A 25,093-nucleotide genomic window follows, 5' to 3' on the forward strand; every position below is an offset into this window, starting at 1 on the left:
TTATTCACCTACCTTCGTTTTTTGGCCGAAATACACGCCGAGAATACCGAGAAGGAATCCAGCTAGGATTGGATAGAAAGTGAAATTTCGTAAATGGTATTGGAAAGTTTCACCAACTCTTTCTGCATCAAGGCGCATCAATAATATATACCAGGCATAGGGTATGACATAAGTCATCAATTCTGAAATTAACATTACCGCGATTCCAATTAATGAACCAAAGATAGCTCCAGCCATATTAGCCAAAGGATTCTCAAATTTTAGGGCCAAATAATAATGAACGCCACTTAAAGCAAAATTCACCGCCACAGTTCCTAAATAATAATAAGCTATTTCAATCGCAGAAAGACTAAAGGGAACTGAATAAACCATTAGTATGCCAAAAATTATTAAATACATCAGGCTAGTAAATAGCCAGAGAACCCCCTGCAAATACCAAAACTTAACTTGGTTCACCGTCTGAACCGACAAACCACTGGTATAAATTATTTTCCACATATTGTGTTTAGCTTCCTGTTGAATGCCAATATTATAGATACTGGCAATTAATAATGGATTAACAATAATTGCCAAGAGACTCAAGGCATCAAAGACTTTGTATATCGTAAAATGATTAATATCACCCATTATTTGTAAAAATACAATGAAAAGATTGATAAGTATCATTCCGATAAAAAGAATCACAAAATAGAATAAAGAATATTTTTTAGCTTCTAATTGAAATAATTGACCTAAATTCATTGAATCCCTCCTGACAGACTCTTGTCAGCAGTGAATTCTATAAATAGTTCTTCTAAAGAACGAACATTTTCATAAAGTCGATAAACCTCAATTCCAGCTTGAACCAATTGCTGATTCATTTGAGCCACTCTGGCATCTTCTTGATAAGGCAGTTGGATTTCATCAGCTTGGATTGATTGGTTCGGCAGATTCAGTAAAGAACATGCCAATTCATTATCAGATGTTTTTATACAAAAGCTACGCCGCTGGTGATGTTTAAAATTCTCTATCGTCCCTTGATACAAAAGTTCTCCCTGGGCTAAGATTCCTATCTGACTGGCCATCTTCTCAATCTCATCCAAGGCATGCGATGACACCATAACGGTTGTCTGATAACAATCGGGCAAACTTTTGACTAAACGACGAATTTCATCTTTGGCCTGGGGGTCTAAGCCGTTGGTCGGTTCGTCCAAAATCACCAAAGGAGGACGGCCCATGATAGCCATGGCTATCGCTAAACGCTGCTTCATCCCAAGGGAATAATGTTTAACTTTCTTCTTTACCTGGCCGGACAAGCCGACAATTTCAAGCGCCTCTTCAATAACTTGCGCTGGTAATCTCTTCATTTGACTGACAATCTCTAAATTTTCGGGTCCAGTTAAATTCTCGTAATAAGAGGGTTCTTCAATCAAAGCCCCAATCCTTTGCATGAGGGCTTGACGGTCTTGGTTTTGTCGATCTTGCCCGAATAAATGAACAGCTCCACTGGTAGCTTCTTGTAAGCCACATATAATCTTCATAATGGTTGATTTACCTGCTCCATTCGGACCAATCAGTCCGTAAACTTCGCCTTGTTGAATGACCAGCTGATCGATATCGACGACTTTTTGTTGCTGAAACGACTTGGTCAAATGTTCAAGTCTGACAATTTCTTTCATTCTTATCACCTCGTATTCAGCTTAACTCATAAATCATAAATCCAGCTAAATTCTACCTTAATTTTCCCTTAAATCGGTCAGAATCAGTCAATGTTAATCCTTTACCATGATATACTAAGAGAAAGGAGGGACTTATCCGTGAACTATTATCAACGCCGTCTATTATTGGTCGAGGATCACCAAGAGATTGCTCAATTTATTCGTCAAAGTTTAATACAAGCCGGTTTCCAATCGATTAATTGGAAAGCAGATTTCCAATCCGCCCTTCTAGCACTGGACCAAGAGGCTTTCGATTTAGCCATACTAGATATCATGCTTCCTGATGGAAATGGCTATGACCTTCTACAATATATTCGTCAAAGTTCGCGTATGCCCGTCCTCTTCTTATCGGCCGTATCAGATATTGAACAACAATATAAAGGCTTTGAATTAGGTGCTGACGATTATATTGTCAAACCCTTTAAGACACGTGACTTGGTTCTGCGGATTCGTTCCTTGCTTAAACGAGCCTATCCAGAAGCCAGAAATTGGATTCAAATTGGCAACCGCAGAGTTGACTTTAGTCGGGCAATCATTATTCATCAACAAGAAGAAATTCCTTTAACCGCCAAAGAATATGCTATTCTTAAGGTATTAGCGGACCAACCTAACCGGATAGTAAGCTTTGACCAAATAATGATACAAGTCTGGGGGCATGCCTATGAGGGCTATCAGAATAGCTTGATGGCTCATATCCATAAAATTCGCCAAAAAATCGAAAATAACCCCACTGAACCTAAGTATCTATTGACAATGAAAGGCTTAGGCTACAAATTAAATTTGGAGCGATAAAATATGTCTACGTTCAAATACTTAACCCGCTTGATTGCCCAATCAACTCTGACCATCTTGCTGGTCTTTATTACCAGTTTGGCCATTTTTATAGCTGCTGTTTTTTTCCTCTTGGTGCAAGATTATCATACTAATCATCATCCAAATCAAATCCAGGTTCAACTAATAAATGATACTCAGGAATTAGAACTCACCAAAAGCAATAAAGATCTCTTAAGAAAAGAAAAAATTTGGCTGATGGAACTTAATCAAGAAGGACAGATCGTCCAATCGTTTGATCTGCCAGATAACTTAAAGCGAGATTATCAACTGAATGATGTCGTTCGCTTTACCCGCTGGTATTTAGAAGATTATCCCGTCTTCTCTTACCCTATCAATCAACACTTGTTAGTCCTAGGTTACCCCAAACACAGCTTTGATAAATTTCCGATGAATTATTATCGTTTAACCAAATTAAAGGGTTTGTTTTTGCTGGGTTTAATATGTTTCGCCATTTTTGCCCTTGGTTTATATATCATATATTTACGAAACCGATTATCTTTGAACCAAGAACTTGCGCCAATCAATCAAGCTATTCAAGATTTACAAAATCAACAAGACATTTCCTTGAATGAAGTCGGTAGCTTTAGCGAAATCAAACGTACGCTTAATCAAACTGCTCAAGTTATCCAAGACCATCGCAAGCAAAAAGATCATTGGATTCGTGGTGTAAGTCATGATTTACGAAACCCTTTGACACTTATTCTCCAACATAGTGACAACTTGGCAAATAAAATAAAGGATGCCAACGACCTGCAACAAATTGAAAAGCAAGTCCAAAATATGCAAGATATTATAGAAAATTTAAATTTATCCTATATCTTGGATCAACAAGAGCTCCAGCAACAAATTGAATCTGTCTCTTTTAATCAAATACTACGAACTATCCTGACTGACTTTATTAACACATATCCCGAACTGGCTATTGATTATCAAATAGTGGACCAAGAAATTTATATCCAAGCCATTCCTTCCCTTATTCAACGTGCCATTAATAACATACTCTACAACTCTATTAAGCATAACCAAGAAGTGACTATAAATATTCAGCAAAGAATTGAAAACAATCAGATTCAACTAGATATCATAGATAATGGGACCATCACGCTTCAACAAGTCGAAAAGTTAAATCATAAAACTGACAACTACGAGAACCATGGCCTCGGCAGTCTGATCAGTCAACAAATTATCCGCCTACACCATGGAACGATGAAATATTTTTATCAAGACCCTGGTCTAAAAGTTAGTCTCCGACTACCCCTAGCTCGAGAAAAACAAAATAATTCTTGACAGGTCATAAACGATTTAGTAGGATAATTAGTAATTGTTACTATTATTTGATTGGAGAAATTATCATGGATGCTTACTTTACCTATCCCGAATTAGTTGAAGAAGCCTATAGCTTTTACCAAAATTCCGATATAGAGATCGATAAACTCAGTCTTTGGCGGAATATGGTCGATTTAGGGATCCTCGATGGTCTAGGACAACCGACCTCGGCAGCCATAAATTCTGGTCTAGTCCGTGAATTTATCGAAGAAGAAAATCTTAGCCTGGCGGAATTCAAAGAAGTCTATCCAGTTTTTGATCGTTATTCGGATCAATTCTTTATCTTTCAGGACGGCTTCTGGCAAGTCCATGCTGATTTGCTTGACCTTATCCAAATAGATATTGAAGATGGTAGCCTTTCAGCACCAGAGGTGATGGAACTGGAAGCCTATTTCAACAATCAGATTGATGACATATTTAAAGATTAAAGGAGCGAAAAATATATGGCAGTCCCAAAAAGCAAAACCTCAAAATCTCGTAAAAATAAAAGACGAGCCCAACACAAGTTGTCCAGTCTAAACCTTAGTTTCGATTCGCAAACCGGTAGCTATAAAATGAGCCACCGAATTGATGAAAATGGCTACTATAAAGGACGACAAGTCATTAAAGTCAAACAAAAATAAAACTGAATAATTGTTTAATTGCAAATTAAACGACAGACATACGAAGCAAAAAGATCCACTGACAAGTCAGCCAATTTCTCTATTGGCTAGCTTGGTGGATCTTTTATTTACGCTTAGCTGGGTGTAGTAGCGCGGATAAATCTTCTTAACTACAAGAAAGACAAGTTTACAAGAAGTATTTATTCTGCCAAGCGGATATTAAATAATGTTATGCAAACTAGTAAATAATCTTTAAATCTTTTAAGACAGCTTCAGCTTCGTTAAAGAGACTTTCAATAATTTCTTTACAAGGGCGAATTTCAGTAAACATACCCGCAACTTCACCGCACATTGGTGATCCGGTATTCATGTCGCCTTCATAAACCGCACGGCCAAGCGAACCTTCTGTCAATTTCATGAGTTCTTCTTTTGGTGCATTTTCTTTCTCTAGTTCATAGAACTTAACTAACATTTCATTGGCTAGGGAACGAACAGGGTCTTTCATTGAGCGACCTGTTACAATCGTGGCAGTGTCATTAGCATTAATAACGGCTTGCTTATAATTCTCATGAATTGGGCATTCTTCAGCAGTTAAGAAAGCTGTTCCGACTTGAATACCTTGGGCTCCGAGGGCATACATAGCCACTACTGAACGGCCATCTCCAATTCCTCCAGCCCCAATGACCGGAATATCAACTGCATCAACGATTTGAGGAAGAAGTGACATGGTTGAGGTTTGACCGATATGGCCCCCAGCTTCTTGCCCTTCAGCGACTACCCCATCAGCGCCAGCAGCTTCCATCTTCTTCGCATGTTTAATTGAAGCAATGACTGGGAAGACTTTGATTCCCGCTTCTTTCAAGCTAGGAATATATTTAGCCGGCGATCCAGCTCCGGTAGTAACCAAATCAACTTTTTTCTCAATAATAACTTCGACTAATTCATCGCAATTATCAACTTGTAACATCAAATTAACACCGAAGGGTTTATCAGTGATTGCTCTTAAATCATCAATTTCTTGGCGCAGTTGATCGGCAGACATACCACCAGAAGCGATAATTCCCAATCCACCTGCTTCTGAAACGGCAGCAGCTAGTTTATGAGTCGCAATCCGAGCCATAGCCCCTTGAAAGACTGGATATTTTATCCCTAACATTTCACAAACCGTTGACATAACATACACTCCTTTTGTGTTATTTTTCACATTTTATGTTTAAATTATACACTTAGGATTTTTGCTTTTCAAGCTACAATATTTTGTTTTTGCTATATAAAACTTGCTAATTAAGTCCATTAAAATGTAAAAAAAGCCGATACAATCAAGTTTACATAGCATTCATAAGTGCTCGCCTACAAAATTGTATCCGCTTTATTAAATTATTTAATCACTTTATTAGAGAACCTTATTGAAATTGACTCGACAAAGGTATATGTGAATTATAGCACTTTACTGCTTGTTTTCCAAGTCCTGACGCTGTTTTAAATTCTCAAAAATTTGTACACTTTGGTCTTGGAGCATCTTGCCAATGTCAGTGTCCTTAACTTGTAAACGTTCAGAACGTTTTAATACCATCTTTTGTTCTGGCAGAATGGTGATGCGGTTCTCAATGGCATGTTTTTTATTCTTAAATGGATGGTGAGCTGCCAAATAAACCTCATGAGAATTATCAACCAAGGTATAGCCAGCAATTCCGGTAACTTTATTATATGCTTTAGCCAAGCCGCCATCGATTACTAACATTCGTCCATTGGCTTTGATTGGGTCTTCCCCACTCTTGGCTTTGACGGGCGTATGACCATTAATGATATATCCTGATTTACTTGAGCCAAATAGGTCCATCAAGCGAAGACAGAATTTCTCATCATTGCGATAGAAATAATAAACATTCTGAATTTCTTTATGGGTTTCTTTCTCGGCAATGTAATAACGTTCGAAAGTCTTCATGGTATGCTTACCAAAGAGTGACGACCCTTCGCCACACCAGAGATACCACATTAAATCAGTGGCAAAGTCTTCATGAGATTGGGGATCGGCCATTGCCTGATAAATAGCTTCTTGATAAAAATCCATCAAGGCCTTCCCTGAATAGCTTTCACCATTGAAACTAATCTCTTTTAGTGAACCATCTTCATTACAAGGAATGCAACCGTGGAACAATAAATTGCCATTATAAATCGTGTACATCGAGCCTTGATCAACTAGAAAATCAATATGTTTCTTTAAAGACTCACTATTTTGGAATTGATTCATTAAATCAACAATAATCAGCTCTTCATCTAAGGTCAATTCGTAAGGATTCTCATAATCAACCAAATCAAAGGCGCCATTAATGATGTCATAGGTGCGTTGATTGATAGTAATCGTCTTGCGATCTTCGGACAGCTTCTCAAGTAGTAGGCGATTACTTTGTTTAAACTCTGGTCGACGGTGGATAATTTGCCCCTCTAATTTGAATTGAATGATCGCAATCGCTTGGTGCATCTTGGAAATTGCAATTTGCTCTTCCACCGTATAATTGTCTTTCTCGGCTCCCCGTGGTCGGAACTCATCATTATCTTGATAGTATTTCTCTGAGAATTTACGTAAACGGTTTAAATTAATCCCATAATCGTCTTCCAACAAACGAGTATGTCCATAGCGCAAAGTAATTCTCAAGACAATCGCTAAACAAGCAAAATTGCGAGCCATCGCCCCCATCCAAATCAAATCATGGTTGCCCCATTGAATATCTAACGATGGCGCTTTCATCAAAGCTTCGATAATCAGGTCTGGTCGCGGCCCACGATCATAAATATCCCCTAAGATATGTAGATGATCGACCACAAAACGTTGAATTAAATAAGATAATACAACCGCAAAATCATAGGCTAAGTTCAAATCGATAATCATTGAAAAAATTGAATCAAAATATTCTTGTTTATTACCCGATTCATCATATTGATATAAAAGTTCTTCTAGAATATAAGCATATTCCTTGGGCATGGCTTTGCGGACTTTCGACCGAGTATATTTACTAGAAACATAACGTGTCACCCGAACTAATTGGTTTAAGAGAATCATCCAATCTTCATCATTATAATTCTTCTCTTTCAAAACCTCTTCGGGATAATAAATAATATAGCAGAGTTCCTTCTGACTCGCTGTCGACAGTTCCCCCCGAAACAATTCCGCGACTTTGATACTGATAATGCCGGAGCAATTTCTCAATATATGATCAAACGTTTCAAATTCCCCGTGCAAATCACTGATAAAATGTTCCGTAGCTTTGGGAAGTTGTTGTATTGCTTCTAAATTTATTAACTCTGTCAAACTCTCCAATGTATTCATCAATCCATCTCCTCATCCAAACATACATCTACCTTATAATAATACAAAACAGCGGATATATGTCAATCTAAAAGACAAAAAATACGACTTATTTCATAAATTTAGCAAGAATCCTCGTAAACAATTCAATATTAATTTAGGAATAATATTATTTTGAAATAGAATTATTTAGAGAAAAAACGGCGAAGAATTCAGAAATTCAAAGAGTCCCCTTATTGGCCTGATAAGAGTCTCAAATTATTATATTAATACATCTGAATCCTGCCTAGCATTCAACGAAAGATCATGTTATCTTGAGCCTAGTTGCAATCATAAGCAATGAGGAGGATGGATCAATATGACAACTAAAGCGAAAAATAATCAAAAAGTTAAATACCATTTAAATAAGGATTGGCAGGGACTGGTAAACTATTTATTGTCACAAGGTCACCGACTCAATCCTCAATACTTAAATAAGATTGACCCTTTATTAATTTTTAATCTGGATGCTTGTCTCACTTCAGCTAAGACCTTAATCATCGACCACCATAATCAAATCTGGCATAGTTCTGAAAACTTTCGTAAATTAGCTAACCAGTGGTTCAACGAGGTCGCCTACTCCTATCCTGATTGGTGCAATGTTCTGGCAAAGATTCTAGGAAATCGGCAAAAAGACTTCCCGTTTGTCTATGGTAATCATATCTTCATTAAACTTTATCTAGATGCGAGTAGCACCTACCACTGGATCAACTTGAGTCATTGTCAATCTATCCAAAAAGAAGAACAGATAAACCATCTCCGTTTTATTTTTGACTATGACGGTGACGACCTCCCTCAACACTTTAAAATGATTATTGATAGTCAAAGACAACAACTTCAACAACAAATTCGCCTGGCTTATCGCCTCAATCAAACTTATCATCAAGCCTTACGTCTATTCTTGCGGCAATTTCATTCCATGCAAGATTCTTCTTATTGGCTATTAACTCATCCCTGTTTTCAATCCTTAGACGAGCAACTCAGTCGTAGTCAGAATCTCTCATTGCAGGCACAAGATCTTCGCCCACTCCTTTTACCAAAATAAAAAACCTATGTTAACCCAAGATAGGTCAATATAGGTTGATAGATTACTCAACGGTCACTGACTTCGCCAAATTCCGCGGTTTATCTACATCTAAATCTTTAGCCAAAGCCGTATAATAGGCTAATAACTGACCGTATACTACACTGGTCAATGGGCTCAATAAATCTGAACTGGTCGGCAAAATTAGCTGATCGCCTGCTTGTTGATTGGCTTCATCGGCAATTACAATAACCTCAGCTCCCCGAGCCTTGACTTCTTCAATATTACCTCGAGTGTGAGCTGCCGTCTTTGCGTCGGTAATAATCGCAATGACCGGAACCCCTTTTTCAATTAAGGCAATCGTTCCATGTTTAAGCTCACCGGCGGCAAAAGCTTCTGTATGAATATAAGAAATTTCTTTTAATTTTAAGGCGGCTTCCAAAGCCACTGCATAATCCAATTGGCGGCCAATATAGAAGACATGTTCAGTCGCTAGTAAGGTATCTTTAACAATACGTTCGATTTCCGACTTATTGGCTAAGATAATTTCGATATCATTGGCCACTTTACTTAAGGAAGCAGCGATGTTTAAATGCTTATCTTCAGCTAAGGCATCACAGAGAATGGCTAACATAGCAATTTGAGCAGTATAAGCCTTGGTAGAAGCCACCGCAATCTCTGGACCGGCATGTAATAAAAGCGTGTGTTTAGCTTCCCGAGATAAGGTCGACCCTTTAACATTAGTAATGGTTAACGATGGAGCATTCCATTCATTAACTTGTAATAATGCTTGACGTGAATCCGCCGTTTCCCCACTTTGACTTAAGAAGATAAAGAAAGGATGTTGCGATTTAAGCGGTGGATGATAAGCAAATTCGCTAGCTAAATATACTTGACACGGCACACCTAACCAATCTTCGAAGAAGCTCCGTCCAACCAATCCCGCATTATAAGATGTGCCACAGGCTACAATATAAACTTGGTCCGCAGCTTTTAAATCCGCTAAGATTTCTGAATCAATTCGTACGGTTTGATCTGGATAATATGTTTGGATTAAATGACGGATAACCCCTGCTTGTTCATCAATCTCTTTTAACATATGGAAAGGATATGGACCTTTTTCAATATCTTGAACATCAATATCCGCATAGAAACTAGATCGTTCTACAACTTCTCCTTGAAGATTTTTAATGGTAATGTCATCCGCAGATACAATCACAATTTCTTGATCTTTAATCGCTAGATATTCTTGACTTAAATCAATAGTAGCCATGGCATCTGAACAAATAACATTGAATCCTTGACCCATCCCAACTAAGAGCGGACTCTTATTCTTGGCCACATATAGAACGTCCGGTTGAGTCCGATCAATTAAAGCGAGCGCATATGAACCACGAATCAATGAAAGAACCTGACGGAAGATTTCTTCAGTCGACTTGTCTTCAGCTTGTTTGACCATATAATCCATTAATTGAACAATGACTTCTGTATCGGTATTTGATTTAAAAGTGACATCTTTTAAACAGTTTTCCTTAAGTTCGGCATAATTTTCAATAACTCCGTTATGAACAAGGACAAAACGCTCAGATGCTGATACATGAGGATGAGCATTATCCGTCGTCGCCGGACCATGCGTTGCCCAACGTGTGTGACCAATCCCAGCGACGGCCCCAACATGGTCCTTAACAATAGCTTCTAAATCTTTAATCCGACCTTTGGTTTTATATAATTCACCATGGCCTGTACTATCCACCGTATAAATTCCAGCTGAATCATAGCCGCGATATTCTAAACGGCCTAATCCAGTTAATAAATGCTCTTGAATCTTACCTTGTCCAACAAAACCAACAATTCCACACATAAATATTCCTCGATTCTATTCTGAATGATTGCTTTTAGGTGTGTAATATTTCTTTTGGCTTAAAATTTGCATCTTAATTTTGTGAAATATTTGTAGACTACACTGCCTTGAGCCACCCGCCGAAATTTCGATAAGCTCAATCCTCGTCACCTATATAAGGTCTGGCGCTATCCAATTTATTTACCTTTCTATCAATTTTCTAAAAGCTTTATAATGTTAAACAATTATCAAGCCAATGTCAAAAGATTTCTTTGAAATATATTATTATTTTCAAAATATTCTCTATATAATCGGATGGGAAAACAGACCTATCAATAAATTAGCAACTGCACAAGAATACGTAAAAAAAACTAATAAATCCCCTTTTAAAAGGTAGAATTTTACTTGTATTTATTTGTGAACTATCAAACAATAAACGACCCTCACAATTTCCAAAATGTGCAGACAGCTTACACAGACTTAGAACCTGGTCGCTTAGATTTTGTCTAGTAGATCTAGTCCGGAAAAGCCTTGCTTTGAAGTATAATCACTTGCAAGCAGACTCCTTTATTTTTTATTGGGAAAGAGCTTTTGAAAAAAGAGAATAAATTCATTTTTAGCTTAGGTTTTGAATGGACCTTAAGAACCATTGGAACAGCATACTTTACTCACATCATTCCCTTGAACCTTTTGGCTTTTAGGGAATGAGTCGAAAAGTAAGTCTGGAGCTTATGTAATAAGCGGAAGACGGTGCCCTAATGGTTCGAAAAACCCATGCAAAACAATCTAAGCTAAAGTTTAACATTAAATTTTTGTTTTTGATAAATATATAGAAGATAATAAAAATGGTCTAAGCAAAATATCTGGTAGTATTAATTTTAGACAAAGAAAAAAGAGCAGTCACCTGCCCTAATCTCTCTTTAGGTCTTTACCTACCTCTATTGAGACTTCATCCTATTTAGTTATTTTCTTTTTATTCCGATAGGTCAACTGACAATATCTTTCATACCAAATATCAATAAATTTAGGCGAGAAAGGTCCCCGCTCTTCTTTAATCCAACGGACTAATTCCTTTATCTGATACTTAATAATCTGATCAATCTCATCTGAGTAATGATAGCGACGTCCATGTAATTCATATTCATCTAAATCCAGAAGCCGCTTCTCCCCATCTGGAAACACTTTAATATCTAAATCATAGTCGATGTACTTTAAGGCTTCCTTATCCATCACAAATGGGGAAGCCAGATTGCAGTAATAGGTCACTCCTCGTTTGCGTAGCATGGCAATAATATTAAACCAAAAATGTCTATGATAATAGACCAAGGCTACTTCCCGAGTAACCCAACGTCGACCATCTGATTCAATCACTAAAGTGTGGTCGTTACAACCGATAATAGACTGCTCACTGGTCTTTAAGACCATGTTATCGCGCCAAGTTCGGTGTAATGAACCATCATGTTTATAACTTTTAATAGTGATGAACTCCCCTTCCCTAGGTTGTTTCATCACTGATCCTACTTTCTATGATATTTAGAAAAAATTTGGATCATCCAAATTTATACAGAAATAGTATACCACAATTAGGGCCATTTTGTCCGCAAAGCAACAATTTTTAACAAAATCCTTATTTAGGATCAAAAGGCAACCTAGCTTGCAATAATTTCTTTTGTAAAGTAGATATTGGGATTTGATCAAGCTTTGATGCATCAATCCAGATAAAATCTTCTGGCCAGTTAACCGAGTCCGTCATTTCTTCTGCAGGGCTAAGGATTAAAGGCACCAGTTGACACTGCCAGATGCGATGACTAAAGACATGCTTAACTTGGCCATAGTGATTAAAATCAGTTTGTTGATATTGGTTGCGATTATGGAGTAGTTTCAACGCTTCGTTTTTGATTCCTAATGCTTGCAAATCCTGGCCAAAATCACGCCACAGCGGATCAATTAATTCACCGCGGCTGACAGTTTCCATTACCATATCTTGTTCAACCAAGGGGAAATGCCAGAGACCACTTAATAATTCCTGGTCTGTATGACGGCGCATCAAGAATTGTCCGGCAGCATTCTGAATCACATAAGCTAGATAGGTATGTTTACTGGCTTTAAGCTTGGCTTTTTTCACCGGATAGAGATGACTGGTCTGATGTTGGTAAGATTGGTCGAAATCCTTCAACGGATGAGGATCTGGCCTATCCTGATGAGGGGTCATGACCATCGCCCCCATATCCATCAGCGCTTGATTGAAATCGCCTGGGCGCTCAGGGTCAATCAACTGGTAGAGATAGGCACGAATCTTGTGTTGAGTTGCTGTTAAAGTTACATCCTCTTCAATTTCAAACAACCGGCTAACAATTCGAATCAAATTACCGTCCATAGCTGGCTCAGCTTGATTGAAAGCTATAGAGGCGATCGCTCCAGCGGTGTAGGGACCGATCCCCTTCAAGGTAAGTAAATCTTGATAAGCTTGCGGAAATTCTCCAGCAAAGTCTGTTTCAATCTGTTGAGCGGCCACTTTCATATTCTTCACTCGCGAATAATAGCCCAAGCCTTGCCAAAGGCCTAAGAGCGTATCCTCATCGGCCTGGGCCAGGGCGGCAACATCGGGTAATTCTTCAATAAAGCGATAATAATAAGGGATCACGGTCGCTACTTGGGTTTGTTGTAGCATGATTTCACTGACCCAAATTTTATAAGGATCCTGATCCTGGCGCCAAGGCAAGTCGCGGCCTGTTTGATCGTACCAGGCTAACAAGGTGTCTCGAAAGGCAGCAACCTGTTCCTCAGTCCAGGGAATCGGATATCTTTCAATTAACTGTTGACGTTTGACCACGGTACTTCCCTCCTATTTCTCAGCAAACCAGTCCAAATGATCTTGCAAGCAAGACTCGATATCATCCTGATTGAATCCTTTACGGTATAGATTTTGGCGGATTATTTGCTTTAATTGATTTCCCTGGTATATGCGTGATTTTCGTTGATAGAGCTTGGTAGCTTCGGCTTCAACCAACTCTTGATCATCGACATCATTGGTTAATAAATCATGATAGTCCACACTTGCAATCCAGTCTTGCGCATATCCCTTGCTTTGTAAGTGCTGGTTCAGCTTTAAGCTTTGCATTTTTCGACTGAGTTTACGATGTTTCTTGGTAAATTTTTCCGCCAGATGGCGCAAATTTTCTTGTCCCTGTGCTAAAGGATATTCGGCCAAAGCAAGCTGAATCTTTTCAGCGTTCAAGCCTTTTTGTCTGAGTTCTTGTTCAATCAGTAAAGGCCCCTTACGGTTAATCCGCATCTTGGTCCGGACATAGGCTTGGCCATAATAGACATCATCCACAAGCGCCTGGTCTCGCAACTTGTTCAAAATATGCTCAATGTCCTCCTCACGACTCGCTCGATCTTGGGGAAGATGTTTATGAAGATACTGACGCATTTGGTTAACCGTTCTTAAACCATAAGATAAATAATTTAAAGCTTGATTGTAATATTTATTGACTTCTTCATCATAACGAATATGAGCTAAGCGATCAGGAGTCACTTCCAACCCTTTGTACAAAGCATATTTGACCAGAATATTCTCATCAATCCCTAGATAGAATTTCCCATCAACATATAGATTATAGCGATTAGCTCTTTTACTTTGTTTTTCAATTTTACTGATAATCATCGCGATTCCTCATTCAATCTTAAATAATTACATAAAATGGTGCTAACATATACCTTTCTATGTTAACATGATTGAGAATAGAACCCAATCTTAATCTCTTGGATGAGGTGTGAACTTGAAACAGAAATATAAAGATTTAGTTGAAGTCGCTGCCCAAGCAGGGATTATTCTACTTGAATCCCATGCAGAATCTTATCGGGTTGAAGATACGGTCCGCCGTATGTTGCAGACCTCCGGCTTTTCAAAAATTGATGTCATCTCGAATACGACCGGTCTTTTTATCACTTTGGATGATGATGATCCCTTGGTCGAACCCTATACCATTGTTAAAAGAATTACCGAGCGAGGCAATCATTTAAATAAAATCTACCGCGTGAATAATATTTCTCGGTCGTTAGTTGATGGGACTCTGTCCGTTGAAGAAGCCAGTTACCTCTTGAAATTGGTCGACGACTCGGAATATACCGTGATTAATAAAGACATGGGCACCATCCTGATGGTAGTTGGCTTTGCCATTCTTCTAGGCGGTAATATTTGGGAGGTCCTGATTTCTTTTATTGCCGGTGGTACAGTCGCTCTCTCGCGCTTAGGTCAACAAGCTTGGAATCTGAACAGCTTCATTGCTGCCACCTTCGCAACTCTGCTGACCACATTGATTGTGAATGCGATCGTTTATCTGGTTCCTGACTATGCTCAAAGCGATATCATTATTATCTCGGCCTTGATGCCCCTCTTCCCCGGTATGGCCTTTACCAATGGCCTAAGAGATACCCTTAAAGGGGATTACATCTCAGGAGTGGCTCGAATTAGTGACGCCTTAGTAATCGCGCTTAGTATCGCCCTTGGCGTAGCGATTGGCTTAGCAATCTTTACCGGGGTGGTGAGCTAATGTTTTGGGATGTTTTTAATATCTTAGCCTTATTGTTTGCTGGCTTTCTCATCAGCTTAGCCGCTTCGATTATTCTTGAAGTGCCCCGCAACCTCATTCTTAAGAATGGTATTATTGGAATCATCGCTGAAGCGGTCTTTATCCTGACCAATTTGAAATTCAATGCTGCCATTTCAGTCTTAGCGGCCTCAATTGTCGTCACCTTAATTTCTCAAGTCGCTGCCCGCCTATATCGGGCACCGGTCACCGTCTTTTACATTCCCGTCTTCTTTATCTTTGTACCCGGGGCCGCCCTCTATAAGATCGCCTATTATCTAATCCAAGGTCAACAAAATCAGACCATTGATTCACTCTTTGAGGCCTTGACTATTTCCGGTGCGGTCGCCCTCGGCGTCTTCTTCGGCGACAGTTTCCTCGAAATCATGACCACCTTACGGAACAAAAGAAAGAACAAGAATGAAGAATTAGAATCATAAATTAACAATCGTCAAAAAACTCAAGCCCTCTCACACAATGCCTATCCTGAATAAGGGATAGAGATTGGTTGAGAAAGGACTTGAGTTTTGTTTTTCTTATATGCTACTTATTATCCTCGCAGTAAACAGCTTGTCTGGCTGACTTTATTTGACTCAGCATTCTAATACTTTTTACTGAATTCATCTAATATTAATATTGTAAAAGTTGCAAAATTTGTTGACGCCATTGGTCTTCAATATCTGACTTATGGAATTCGGCAACTTCTTCTAAGGAAGCAAGGATAATTTCATCAGAATTGTGAACTTGACCGAGTTTCTCAATTTGAATACCAGCTTGTTCAGCTAGACTTTCGAATTGTTCTTGGTCTTCGGAAGTAATGGTTAACACAAAACGAGATTGACTCTCACTAAAAAGTTGTGCACTGCTGCCATTATAATGGGCTTCGAATCCGAAAGGAGTTTTGAGCAACATTTGCATTAAGGCAACGGCCAAGCCACCTTCAGAAATATCATGGGCAGCCGTCAACAAGTCTGCTTGATTCGCTTGATAGACAAAGTCTTGCACCTTGGCTTCGGTTTCTAAATCAAAGTCCAACAGTCCAGCAATGTCACCAGTTTGATATTTTTGAATCAGTGAGCCGGCATAGTCATCTTTGGTCTGCCCGACTAGATAAATTAAGTCGCCTGCTTGTTTAAACTGTTGGGTTAAGACCTGATCTAGATTATCAACCAAACCAACCATACCAATCATCGGTGTTGGGTAGACCGCGCCATCTTGGTTCTCATTATATAGGGACACGTTCCCCGAAATCACTGGGGTTTCTAAGCGACGACATGCTTGAGTAATCCCCCGTGCTGCTTGGGCAAATTCGTAAAAGATTTCAGGATCTTTCGGATTACCATAATTCAAGCAATCCGTAATTCCTAAAGGTTTACCCCCTGAAGCAACAATATTTCGAGCAGCTTCAGCCACCGCAATTTGTCCACCTTGATAAGGATCTAAATAAATATAACGAGAATTACAGTCGGTGGTCATCGCCAAGGCTTTCTGAGTACCTCTCACCCGAAGTACTGCCGCATCTGAACCTGGTCCAACCACGGTTGAAGTTCTAACTTGGGAATCATAGCGTTGATAGAGCGGTTCTTTATCAGCTAAATCCGCGGTTAATAATAAATCGAAAAGACTCTTTTGAATCTCATCAATTTTCGGTACAAATTTATCTGCTTCTCGGTAGGCTTGCATCCGGGCAGGTTCGCTTTGAGGATTCTCATACACCGGTGCATCTTCGGCCAAGGTATCGACGGGGATATCAGCGACTAATTGACCCGCTTGGAAGACTTTATAGTCATGACCTTCCACGACCTTGCCACAAATAACGGCTTCTAAGCCATAACGAGCAAAGAGATCCGTTACTTGTTGCTCCTGACCTTGCTTCACACAAATTAACATCCGTTCTTGAGATTCAGATAATAGAATTTCGTACGGGGTCATTTCAGTTTCTCGTTGAGGAACATCATCAAGATATAATTCCAAGCCTGAATTGGCTTTTGAAGCCATTTCAGAAGAAGATGAGACGAGTCCAGCCGCCCCCATATCTTGAATCCCCACTAGAATATCGGCATGATTACGAATTAAATCTAAGCAGGCATCCATCAGCAGTTTTTCCATAAATGGGTCACCAACTTGAATGGCTGAACGTTGGCTTTCATTCTTCTCTGAGAATTCATCGGAAGCGAAAGTTGCCCCATGAATCCCGTCTCGCCCTGTCTTAGCGCCCACATACATAATTGAGTTATTTAATCCTTTTGCTTGTCCTTTTTGAATATCTTTGTGGTCAATCAGACCGACACACATGGCATTTACCAAAGGATTCCCCTTATAAGCTGCATCAAACTTAGTCATTCCCCCAACTGTAGGAACACCAATGGAATTACCATAGCCACCAATACCATCAACTACCCCAGATACAATTTCTTTCGTCCGTTGATCCGTCAATTCCCCAAAGAAGAGAGCATCTAAGACAGCTATCGGTTGTGCACCCATTGAGAAGATATCACGCAGGATACCGCCAACCCCGGTTGCTGCTCCTTCATAGGGTTCTACTGCTGAGGGGTGGTTGTGAGATTCTGCTTTAAATACGACCGCTTGTTCATCGCCAATATCAATAATACCAGCACCTTCCCCTGGACCTTGTAAGACTTGAGGCCCTTCGGTATAGAATTGTTTGAGGATGGGTTTAGAATTCTTATAGGAACAGTGTTCACTCCACATCACAGCATAGAGACCAGTCTCTGTGTAGTTAGGCAAACGACCTAGAAGGCCTTGAATTTTGTCATACTCTTGATCTGTAAGACCCCATTCTTGATAGATTTTGGAGTCTCGCACCTCTTCAGGCGTCATCGCTTGTAATTGCATAATCGATTCCTTTCTATCGTTCATCCTGATTAAAGTTTGTCCTTTAATGCATCTCTTAAAGAAGTAAAGACTCTTAAACCATCAATATAACCTAGGACAGCTTCAACAGCCCGTTCAGGATGGGGCATTAGCGCCACCACATTTCCTTCCTTATTAGAAATTCCAGCAATATTAGCAACCGAACCATTTGGATTATCTCCTTCAGGATAACGGAAAATGATCTGATTGTTCGCTTCCAATTCTGCCAAAACTTCAGGATCACAATAATAATTCCCTTCAGCATGAGCGATTGGGAATATGACTTCCTCGCCAGCTTGATACTGTTGAGTAAAGATTGTCTGATTATTTTCAATAATTACCCGTTGAGGTTTACATACAAAGTGGAGTCCGGCATTGCGTGATAATGAACCTGGCAATAGGCCAGCTTCAGTCAAGATTTGAAATCCATTACAGGCCCCAAAGACTGGCACACCTTGAGCTGCCTTCTCTTTAATCGCCTTCATGATTGGACTACGCGCAGCAATTGCCCCAGCCCGTAAATAATCCCCATAAGTAAATCCACCAGGAATTAAGATAGCATCATAGCCAGCCAAACTTTCTTGACGGTAGTCGACATAGTCCACATCTTCCTTTAGCACCGAATTGATCGCTTCATACATATCCAGATCACAATTAGAGCCTGGAAATTGAATTACCGCAAATTTCATCCTTATTCCACCTCAATTTCATAACGATAGGATTCCATCGTTACGTTGGCTAATAACTTATCACAAATATCATCGATTTTCTCTTCTAAACCAGCCCGATCATTCTCAACAATTCGAAGTTCAAAGTATTTACCCATTCGAACTTCTTCTACCATATTGTAACCCATACCATGAATTGCCTTCTTGATAGCTTCCCCTTGCGGATCCAGAATTGATTCCTTATAACTCACATATACCTTTACTAGAAACATTGCCCGTTCCTCCATTTCTGATAATCTGACCTATCAGCCATTATTTGCCTTCACTCTAACACGCTTTCCCCTAAAAAACAGCAAAAAATGAACTTAATTATTATTTTATCCGTAAACGTTCGGGTTTTGATTTAAAGAAGATAATTTTTGCCTAGAAAAAACCTATCCCTAGATATCTCTAAGAATAAGCTGGACAAAATTTTGATAATCAAACTCCGCTATCTCTTTCATTCCCTTAAAGACTCCTTCTTATAGGAAGTGAGGCCTAAAGTAAGTCTGGAGCTGATGGAATATTTGGAAAAGGTGCCCAATTTTACTTTTCCGACTTTCAAAAACTATTAATAGTAATTGACTAAGTAGTGTGTGATTAAACTTTCAAAATAAATATGAATCAATGAAACTCGCAAGCATAAGAAAATCCACCTAGCTTATAAACTCTTAGCAACCAGTCGCTTAGAGCTTGTCTAGTGGATTTAGTTCGGAAAAGAAACGCTAAGAAGGACGGTTGCTTAATCTAGTCTTGGTGCTAATTCCCATATTTATGCACATAAAATGATTGTTTAACATATCCAACTATGCATAGTGATTAAGTATTTTTATGATTGGGCTTTGATTTTACATGGCATATCTGAACCATCGGAGTAGCATACTTTACCCACATCATTCCCTTGAAGCCTCTGGCTTTTAGGGAATGAGTCGTAAAGTAAGTCTGGAGCTTATGGAATAAGCGGAAGACGGTGCCCAATGGTTCAAGATATCTCATGTACAAAAGATCAAAGCGTATATATCAATTTTTTTACAACACGATTCTGCGGTTACAGTACTTATCCTTACTTGGGTCATGGCTGATTACAAAGACAATCTTATCCCCAAAGTATTCCTTTAATAACTGAAATATCTTCTCAGCACTTTCTTCATCAACCGCACTGGTAATCTCATCCAGAATGATGACATCAGGATCTTGTAACAGCAAGCGAGCGATGGCTATCCGTTGCTTCTCCCCGCCCGAGAGATTACTCCCCCCTTGTTGAATGAAACTCTGCCAATCTTTATATTCAAAAATAGTTGATAGAATCTCGGTTTCTTCTAAGAGCACCTTTTCCTCTTGATTCAAGGCTCGTCCATTGCCAATATTCTCCGCTAAAGTCTTATTAAAGATTGGCGGTTCTTGAGTTAGGTAGGCGATTCGACCACGCAAGTTCAAGTTTGAGACTTGATCTAGCGGCAAACCATCAATATAAATTCCTGAGCTAGTCCTGAATTTCAAGAGCGCTTTCATCAAGCTACTTTTTCCAGAACCAGACGGACCAGCCACTTTAATCCAATCCCCTCCAGTAAATTGTTGATTGATCACTATCTTTCGTTCATGATCTAGTTGATAAATGACCTCGTTCATCTGAATCGAATCGATCTGCTCTATTTCTACTCCATGATCTACTGCTTCTGTATAGGGCAAAATGTGCTCCATTAAATAATCTTCAGCGGTACGTAAAGAAGACATATCTAAATTCGCTCGAGTTAAATCACCCATGGCTTGGAAATATATCGGCAAGACAATACTTGTCGTCAAGAGACTGGCAATACTGGTTTCGGCCTTAGCTACCGACAGAATCAGCAGTAAATATATAGAATACTGGACGCACTGATTAAGGCTAGAAATTAAGTTGGAAGAAATATTGGCAAAACGATTGGTCTTAGCCAAACGGCCATAGGCTTCAAGAATATCCACGGCGATTAATTGATGGATTGTATTGTAAGAGGCCAATGATTTTAAATAATCTACATTGGCTACAATTTGGATAATATTTTGTTGAGTACTGGCGAATTTCTCTTGAAAGTTCCGCATACGTTGACTCAGACTACAGTTGATATAACGAAAGCCAAAATAATTAATCGGCAAGAGTAATAATAAACTAAGAAAAATCTTGAAATCCAACCACAGAGCTACGGCTAATGTTAAGGCAATTAAGACGCCCGCTGTTAATAAACTATTCAAACCTCCCATAACAAAAAGGTAAAGAGCATCCACCACTTCAAAGAATCGTTGAATAATCGCAGTTGCCCCTTGTTGCACAATCTGGTCATATTCAAGTTGAAATAAGTAGCGCAGATTATCCTCAAAATGATTAGCATTCATCTCTTGGGTCCATCGCTCTCGTATCATTGTCAATAAGGATTGTAGCAAGAATGAAACCAGCATCATACCAACAAAAATAACTAATATTGTTTGACGCGATAAATTTAAAAGAGGACTATTAGGGACTAATAAAGGTAGTAACACTCGAGACAAAGCTAGAATCAAAGCGGACAGAGCCACCATAAAAAGTAATTTCTTGGGAATTTTCTTAATCAATTTCATCTTGAGCGCCTCTTCCTAAATTTAAGGCTGTATAAATCAGCGAAAATTCATTCAGATCAGCCATTAGATTTACCTGAATTCGTTGATCAGAGACTTTTTGCATGAAATAGGACAAACTACTTTTAGCATGGTCAGCCAAATATTGATTAATTTTCTGGGTAAAGACCTGACTAAATTGTTCTGCAGTGGTTGAATCGCTAAAACTCTTTTCAAATTGCAGGGAAAAGTAGTCAGCTTCCTGGTCAATAAATCGTTGTTGATTTTGATTGCTTTGATACTCTTGTTGAATAAATCGTTCAACATCATCCTGAGTAAAATGCCATTTGCCGGCGAATTTCTGTCCTCTTAGTCTACCATCACGCAAGTAGTTACGGATAGACCGTGTTGTCACTCCTAACAGTTCTGCCACTTCTTTACTTGAATAAGTTTCTTCTTCCATGTACATCCTCCTTTTTAAATTTTTCCTATATTTTCCTATTGTTACCTTTATTTTCCTATGTTTTCCTTGGAAATGCAAATAAATTTTCCAAAAATTAAGCAAAGAACGCTATCATCGTTCTCTCTTCCTTGTCCGAGAATATAAACAAAAAATGCATAAAAAAGAGTTGGGCCGATGGTCCAACTCAAAAATAATTTTATTTAATTTTAGTAGAATACAACGACTGGGGTTCCTACGTTAACATATTGGAAAATAGTTGCTACTGCATCATAAGGTGTATTGATGCAACCGAGCGATCCGGCATAGGTAAAGACATCGCCCCCATAAGCTCCTTGCCATGAGGCATCGTGAATCCCTTGGGCATTGTCATCAAAACGAATCCAATAATTTACCGGCACACTATATTCGACCTTCAAACGTGGATTATAACCAATTAAATCCGTGTTGGCTAACATTTCGTTAACCGCATCGGCTCCCGGAACGGTATCGGTTCCCGGCATCCCTGAAACAATACCAGTTTCAACGATTAATTCGCCATCAACATAGAGCAACATCGTTTGATAGGTTAAATCAATCTCAATATAAGTATCACCAAATTCATTGGCTTCACCACCGTTGTCACCCGTACTATAAATTTCTGGCTTCCGTTTAACATCTTTACCTGCTAAGATATCTGCTTCTAACTCAGGTAATTCCAATTCTGTATCAATCTGCCAGCCCAATATACCTGGTGGAACCTCTACGGTTCCTTGATACGTTGATTCAAATTCTCTTACAGTACCGAAGGTGGAGTATTTTTCATTCAAGGAATCTAAATATGGCACTAAGGCTTCTTCATCCACGACAATCTCACCTTGATCATCCAAGGAAACCCATTCGACCAATTTATCATTCGGAATTGTAACTTCATCCCCAGCTAATAAATAAGTTATCTTAAGATCCTTATAATTATTAATCTTAGCCAGTTTGGCTTCCAATGTTTCTGTATCCGTCACATCTAGATGGGTCGTATAGTTATCTTCTAACTGAATTGTATCTTGATGACTTTCAACCGCTTGAATGATCGACTCGGTCAATTGGTCAAAATTAATGGTCGTCCCATCTTTACCATCTTGAATATAATATCCTTTTTTATCATCATGGGCTAAAGTATCTGGTGTTGCTTCTTGCCGGTCTTGATTCCCTAGTCCTGCTTCTTCAGCTAAGCCCTTCAATTTATCAGTATCTAATTCTACTTCATCATGAAGCCCCTGTTCAGCTTTAGTCGTCTTCATAAAAGCGAGTGGCCAAGAAGTCACATCCCGTTGCTGATAAAGTTCTTCCAGTTGTTGGTCAAGATTAATCTTAGGTTCTAAATCTTTCAGTTGAACGGTTAAGACTTCTTGGCCTTTCTCTTGGATATGCAGTGTCTTGTCCTCAAGATCTTGACAAACTTTATCCTTGGCTTGAGCTAATGTTAAATTGCCAATATTACTGGAAATAAATTGGGTATTGGCCGTAAATTTATCGGTATAATATTGTTTACCTAAGAAATAGCCTCCTATGATGGTTAATAGAAGGACCGTTCCTATAATGAGTTTCTTTTTCACTGTCAAAACGCCTTTCTACTTAATTAAACATCCGTTATTAATTATTCGCATTCATAGGATACCATAACTTAGAATTCGAAACTAGGGAATTTAAAGATTTCTTAAACTTATCTTAAAATTTAACATATTATTCATAAAAAAGACATAATTGAAACCTCTTACTGCACTAGGGGTTTCGCTTATGCCTAGTTGATTAGATTAAGCTTGATCTAAACTTGTCTTTAATAATTGATTAACCACTTGTGGATTTGCTTGACCCTTGGTCGCTTGCATAATTTGGCCGACTAGATAACCCATCGCCCGTTTCTTACCATTCTTGTAATCTTCAATAGATTCTTGGTTCTTAGCCAGAACGTCATCGATGATTGGTTGTAATTTCGCTGGGTCACTTAATTGAACCATGCCTTCAGCTTCGACAATTTCCTCAGCATTTCCACCTTTAGTTACCAGAATCTTAAAGAGTTTCTTGGCCATCTTCGAAGAAATCGTGCCGTCATCAATCAACTGAATCATCTGACTCAAGTTTTCTGGTGTCAATTTAGTTTCAAGTAGACTTAAATTCTCTTTGTTCATATGCGCTGACACTTCACCCATCAACCAGTTGGAAACTTGTTTAGGATCCACTTGGTGGGCGACTGCTTGGTCAAAGAAGTCTGACATTTCTTTCGTTTGGGTCAGCACCATCGCATCATAAGCTGGCAGTTCAAATTCATGAATATACCGATGGCGGCGTTGATCCGGCATCTCAGGCAGAGTGGCTTTAACAGTATTAATCCATTCTTCCGAAATCGTCATTGGCGGCACATCTGGTTCAGGGAAGTAACGGTAATCCGCAGCCCCTTCTTTTACCCGCATTAGAATTGTCTTACCCGTACTTTCATCGAAACGGCGGGTTGCTTGTTGGACTTGATCACCCCGGCGAAGAATATTGGCCTGACGTTGTTCTTCATATTCTAAGGCTTTCTTAACATAGTTAAAACTATTTAGATTTTTGATCTCCGTTTTGGTACCAAAAGCTTTTTGACCATAGGGTCTAAGTGAAATGTTGGCGTCACACCGGAGAGACCCTTCTTCCATCTTCACATCGGAAACACCCGTATAAAGAATTTGTTCCCGTAATGCTTCCAAATAAGCATAGGCTTCTTCAGCTGAACGGATATCTGCTTCAGAAACAATCTCAATTAAAGGAGTTCCTTGCCGATTCAAATCAACATAAGAAAATCCTGCTTGGCCGTGGGTATTCTTACCTGCATCTTCTTCCAAGTGGAGACGGTGAATCCGAATCCGCTTAGTTTCGCCATTGACTTCAATATCCAAATACCCGTTCCGACCAATTGGCTGGCTTTCTTGGGTAATTTGATAGGCTGAAGGATTATCAGGATAGAAATAATTCTTGCGGTCGAAGGACATTTCGCGTGCAATCTCGCAATTTAAGGCCAGAGCAGCTTTCATGCCATACTCAATGGCTCCGCGATTGGCTACGGGTAGAACCCCTGGATAAGCCCAGTCTTTAGGATTTGTATTGGAGTTTGGTTCAGCACCGAAGTGAGCAGCTGAAGTTGAGAAGATCTTAGCTTGCGTCTTCAGTTCCACATGGACTTCTAGTCCGATTACTGTTTCAAAATTCATTA

The 25,093-nt window shown here is 39.1% G+C and carries 22 protein-coding genes; 7 read left to right on the forward strand and 15 right to left on the reverse strand.

Going from position 1 to position 25,093, the window contains the following annotated elements; genetic code table 11:
* Both M0R79_RS06390 and M0R79_RS06395 read right to left on the reverse strand, forming a co-directional pair.
* Positions 1-741 (reverse strand): ABC-2 transporter permease family protein, encoded by a 741-nt coding sequence (locus M0R79_RS06390; RefSeq protein ID WP_092570487.1) that lies wholly within the window; start codon positions 739-741, stop codon positions 1-3.
* Positions 738-1,658 (reverse strand): ABC transporter ATP-binding protein, encoded by a 921-nt coding sequence (locus tag M0R79_RS06395; RefSeq protein WP_092570490.1) that lies wholly within the window; start codon positions 1,656-1,658, stop codon positions 738-740. Before M0R79_RS06395 ends, M0R79_RS06390 begins: the two co-directional genes overlap by 4 nt.
* A 138-nt stretch (positions 1,659-1,796) precedes the next feature.
* Between M0R79_RS06395 and M0R79_RS06400 the strand changes: the two genes are divergently transcribed.
* From M0R79_RS06400 to rpmF, 4 genes are all read left to right on the forward strand, one after another.
* Positions 1,797-2,489 carry a response regulator transcription factor gene (locus M0R79_RS06400; RefSeq protein WP_092570492.1) on the forward strand — a complete coding sequence of 231 codons (693 nt, stop codon included), beginning with the start codon at positions 1,797-1,799 and terminating at the stop codon, positions 2,487-2,489.
* Positions 2,490-2,492: 3 nt separating this feature from the next.
* Positions 2,493-3,818 (forward strand): sensor histidine kinase, encoded by a 1,326-nt coding sequence (locus M0R79_RS06405; RefSeq protein WP_248415953.1) that lies wholly within the window; start codon positions 2,493-2,495, stop codon positions 3,816-3,818.
* A 65-nt stretch (positions 3,819-3,883) separates the two neighbouring features.
* A complete protein-coding gene (locus M0R79_RS06410; protein WP_092570496.1) occupies positions 3,884-4,285 on the forward strand; it encodes a hypothetical protein in 402 nt (133 codons plus the stop codon).
* 15 nt (positions 4,286-4,300) lie between these two features.
* Positions 4,301-4,480: a 50S ribosomal protein L32 gene (gene rpmF, locus M0R79_RS06415; RefSeq protein ID WP_092570498.1), complete on the forward strand. Its 180-nt coding sequence runs from the start codon at positions 4,301-4,303 to the stop codon at positions 4,478-4,480.
* A gap of 217 nt (positions 4,481-4,697) precedes the next feature.
* On the opposite strand, the gene M0R79_RS06420 is transcribed toward rpmF, so the two are convergent.
* Positions 4,698-5,642 carry a nitronate monooxygenase gene (locus M0R79_RS06420; RefSeq protein WP_259561195.1) on the reverse strand — a complete coding sequence of 315 codons (945 nt, stop codon included), beginning with the start codon at positions 5,640-5,642 and terminating at the stop codon, positions 4,698-4,700.
* Between the two features lie 264 nt (positions 5,643-5,906).
* Complete coding sequence (locus M0R79_RS06425) at positions 5,907-7,787, reverse strand: fructose-1,6-bisphosphatase (RefSeq protein ID WP_248415952.1); 1,881 nt, start codon at positions 7,785-7,787, stop codon at positions 5,907-5,909.
* A 337-nt stretch (positions 7,788-8,124) separates the two neighbouring features.
* Between M0R79_RS06425 and M0R79_RS06430 the strand changes: the two genes are divergently transcribed.
* Positions 8,125-8,850, forward strand: coding sequence for a hypothetical protein (locus M0R79_RS06430; protein ID WP_092570504.1), 726 nt, complete (start codon positions 8,125-8,127; stop codon positions 8,848-8,850).
* Positions 8,851-8,893: 43 nt separating this feature from the next.
* On the opposite strand, the gene glmS is transcribed toward M0R79_RS06430, so the two are convergent.
* From glmS to M0R79_RS06450, 4 genes are all read right to left on the reverse strand, one after another.
* On the reverse strand, positions 8,894-10,690 hold the full coding sequence (gene glmS, locus M0R79_RS06435) for a glutamine--fructose-6-phosphate transaminase (isomerizing) (RefSeq protein WP_092570506.1): 1,797 nt from the start codon (positions 10,688-10,690) through the stop codon (positions 8,894-8,896).
* 933 nt (positions 10,691-11,623) lie between these two features.
* Entirely contained in the window at positions 11,624-12,178 is a 555-nt protein-coding gene (locus M0R79_RS06440) for a DUF402 domain-containing protein (protein ID WP_248415951.1), read from the reverse strand.
* Between the two features lie 118 nt (positions 12,179-12,296).
* On the reverse strand, positions 12,297-13,502 hold the full coding sequence (mutY, locus tag M0R79_RS06445; RefSeq protein WP_092570510.1) for an A/G-specific adenine glycosylase: 1,206 nt from the start codon (positions 13,500-13,502) through the stop codon (positions 12,297-12,299).
* A gap of 12 nt (positions 13,503-13,514) precedes the next feature.
* On the reverse strand, positions 13,515-14,336 hold the full coding sequence (locus tag M0R79_RS06450) for a RecX family transcriptional regulator (protein ID WP_248415950.1): 822 nt from the start codon (positions 14,334-14,336) through the stop codon (positions 13,515-13,517).
* A gap of 115 nt (positions 14,337-14,451) precedes the next feature.
* On the opposite strand from M0R79_RS06450, the gene M0R79_RS06455 reads away from it, so the two are divergent.
* Together M0R79_RS06455 and M0R79_RS06460 are read left to right on the forward strand one after the other, a co-directional pair.
* Complete coding sequence (locus M0R79_RS06455; protein WP_092570514.1) at positions 14,452-15,225, forward strand: threonine/serine exporter family protein; 774 nt, start codon at positions 14,452-14,454, stop codon at positions 15,223-15,225.
* Positions 15,225-15,701, forward strand: coding sequence for a threonine/serine exporter family protein (locus M0R79_RS06460; RefSeq protein WP_092570516.1), 477 nt, complete (start codon positions 15,225-15,227; stop codon positions 15,699-15,701). Before M0R79_RS06455 ends, M0R79_RS06460 begins: the two co-directional genes overlap by 1 nt.
* A 190-nt stretch (positions 15,702-15,891) precedes the next feature.
* Here M0R79_RS06460 and purL read toward each other — a convergent pair whose 3' ends face one another.
* The 7 genes from purL to gatB all read right to left on the reverse strand — a co-directional run bounded on the left by purL (position 15,892) and on the right by gatB (position 25,091).
* Positions 15,892-18,141 carry a phosphoribosylformylglycinamidine synthase subunit PurL gene (gene purL, locus M0R79_RS06465; RefSeq protein ID WP_375163558.1) on the reverse strand — a complete coding sequence of 750 codons (2,250 nt, stop codon included), beginning with the start codon at positions 18,139-18,141 and terminating at the stop codon, positions 15,892-15,894.
* Between the two features lie 5 nt (positions 18,142-18,146).
* Positions 18,147-18,824 (reverse strand): phosphoribosylformylglycinamidine synthase subunit PurQ, encoded by a 678-nt coding sequence (purQ, locus tag M0R79_RS06470; RefSeq protein ID WP_248415947.1) that lies wholly within the window; start codon positions 18,822-18,824, stop codon positions 18,147-18,149.
* A gap of 2 nt (positions 18,825-18,826) precedes the next feature.
* On the reverse strand, positions 18,827-19,075 hold the full coding sequence (gene purS, locus M0R79_RS06475; protein ID WP_248415946.1) for a phosphoribosylformylglycinamidine synthase subunit PurS: 249 nt from the start codon (positions 19,073-19,075) through the stop codon (positions 18,827-18,829).
* A gap of 796 nt (positions 19,076-19,871) precedes the next feature.
* Entirely contained in the window at positions 19,872-21,434 is a 1,563-nt protein-coding gene (locus tag M0R79_RS06480) for an ATP-binding cassette domain-containing protein (RefSeq protein WP_248415945.1), read from the reverse strand.
* A complete protein-coding gene (locus M0R79_RS06485; protein WP_159428822.1) occupies positions 21,421-21,873 on the reverse strand; it encodes a helix-turn-helix domain-containing protein in 453 nt (150 codons plus the stop codon). The genes M0R79_RS06480 and M0R79_RS06485 overlap by 14 nt, the downstream gene beginning before the upstream one ends.
* A gap of 206 nt (positions 21,874-22,079) precedes the next feature.
* Positions 22,080-23,462 (reverse strand): L,D-transpeptidase family protein, encoded by a 1,383-nt coding sequence (locus M0R79_RS06490; protein WP_248415944.1) that lies wholly within the window; start codon positions 23,460-23,462, stop codon positions 22,080-22,082.
* Between the two features lie 198 nt (positions 23,463-23,660).
* Positions 23,661-25,091, reverse strand: coding sequence for an Asp-tRNA(Asn)/Glu-tRNA(Gln) amidotransferase subunit GatB (gatB, locus tag M0R79_RS06495; protein WP_248415943.1), 1,431 nt, complete (start codon positions 25,089-25,091; stop codon positions 23,661-23,663).
* Positions 25,092-25,093 lie beyond the last annotated feature (2 nt).

The organism is Ignavigranum ruoffiae (assembly GCF_023195815.2).
Taxonomy (GTDB): domain Bacteria; phylum Bacillota; class Bacilli; order Lactobacillales; family Aerococcaceae; genus Ignavigranum; species Ignavigranum ruoffiae.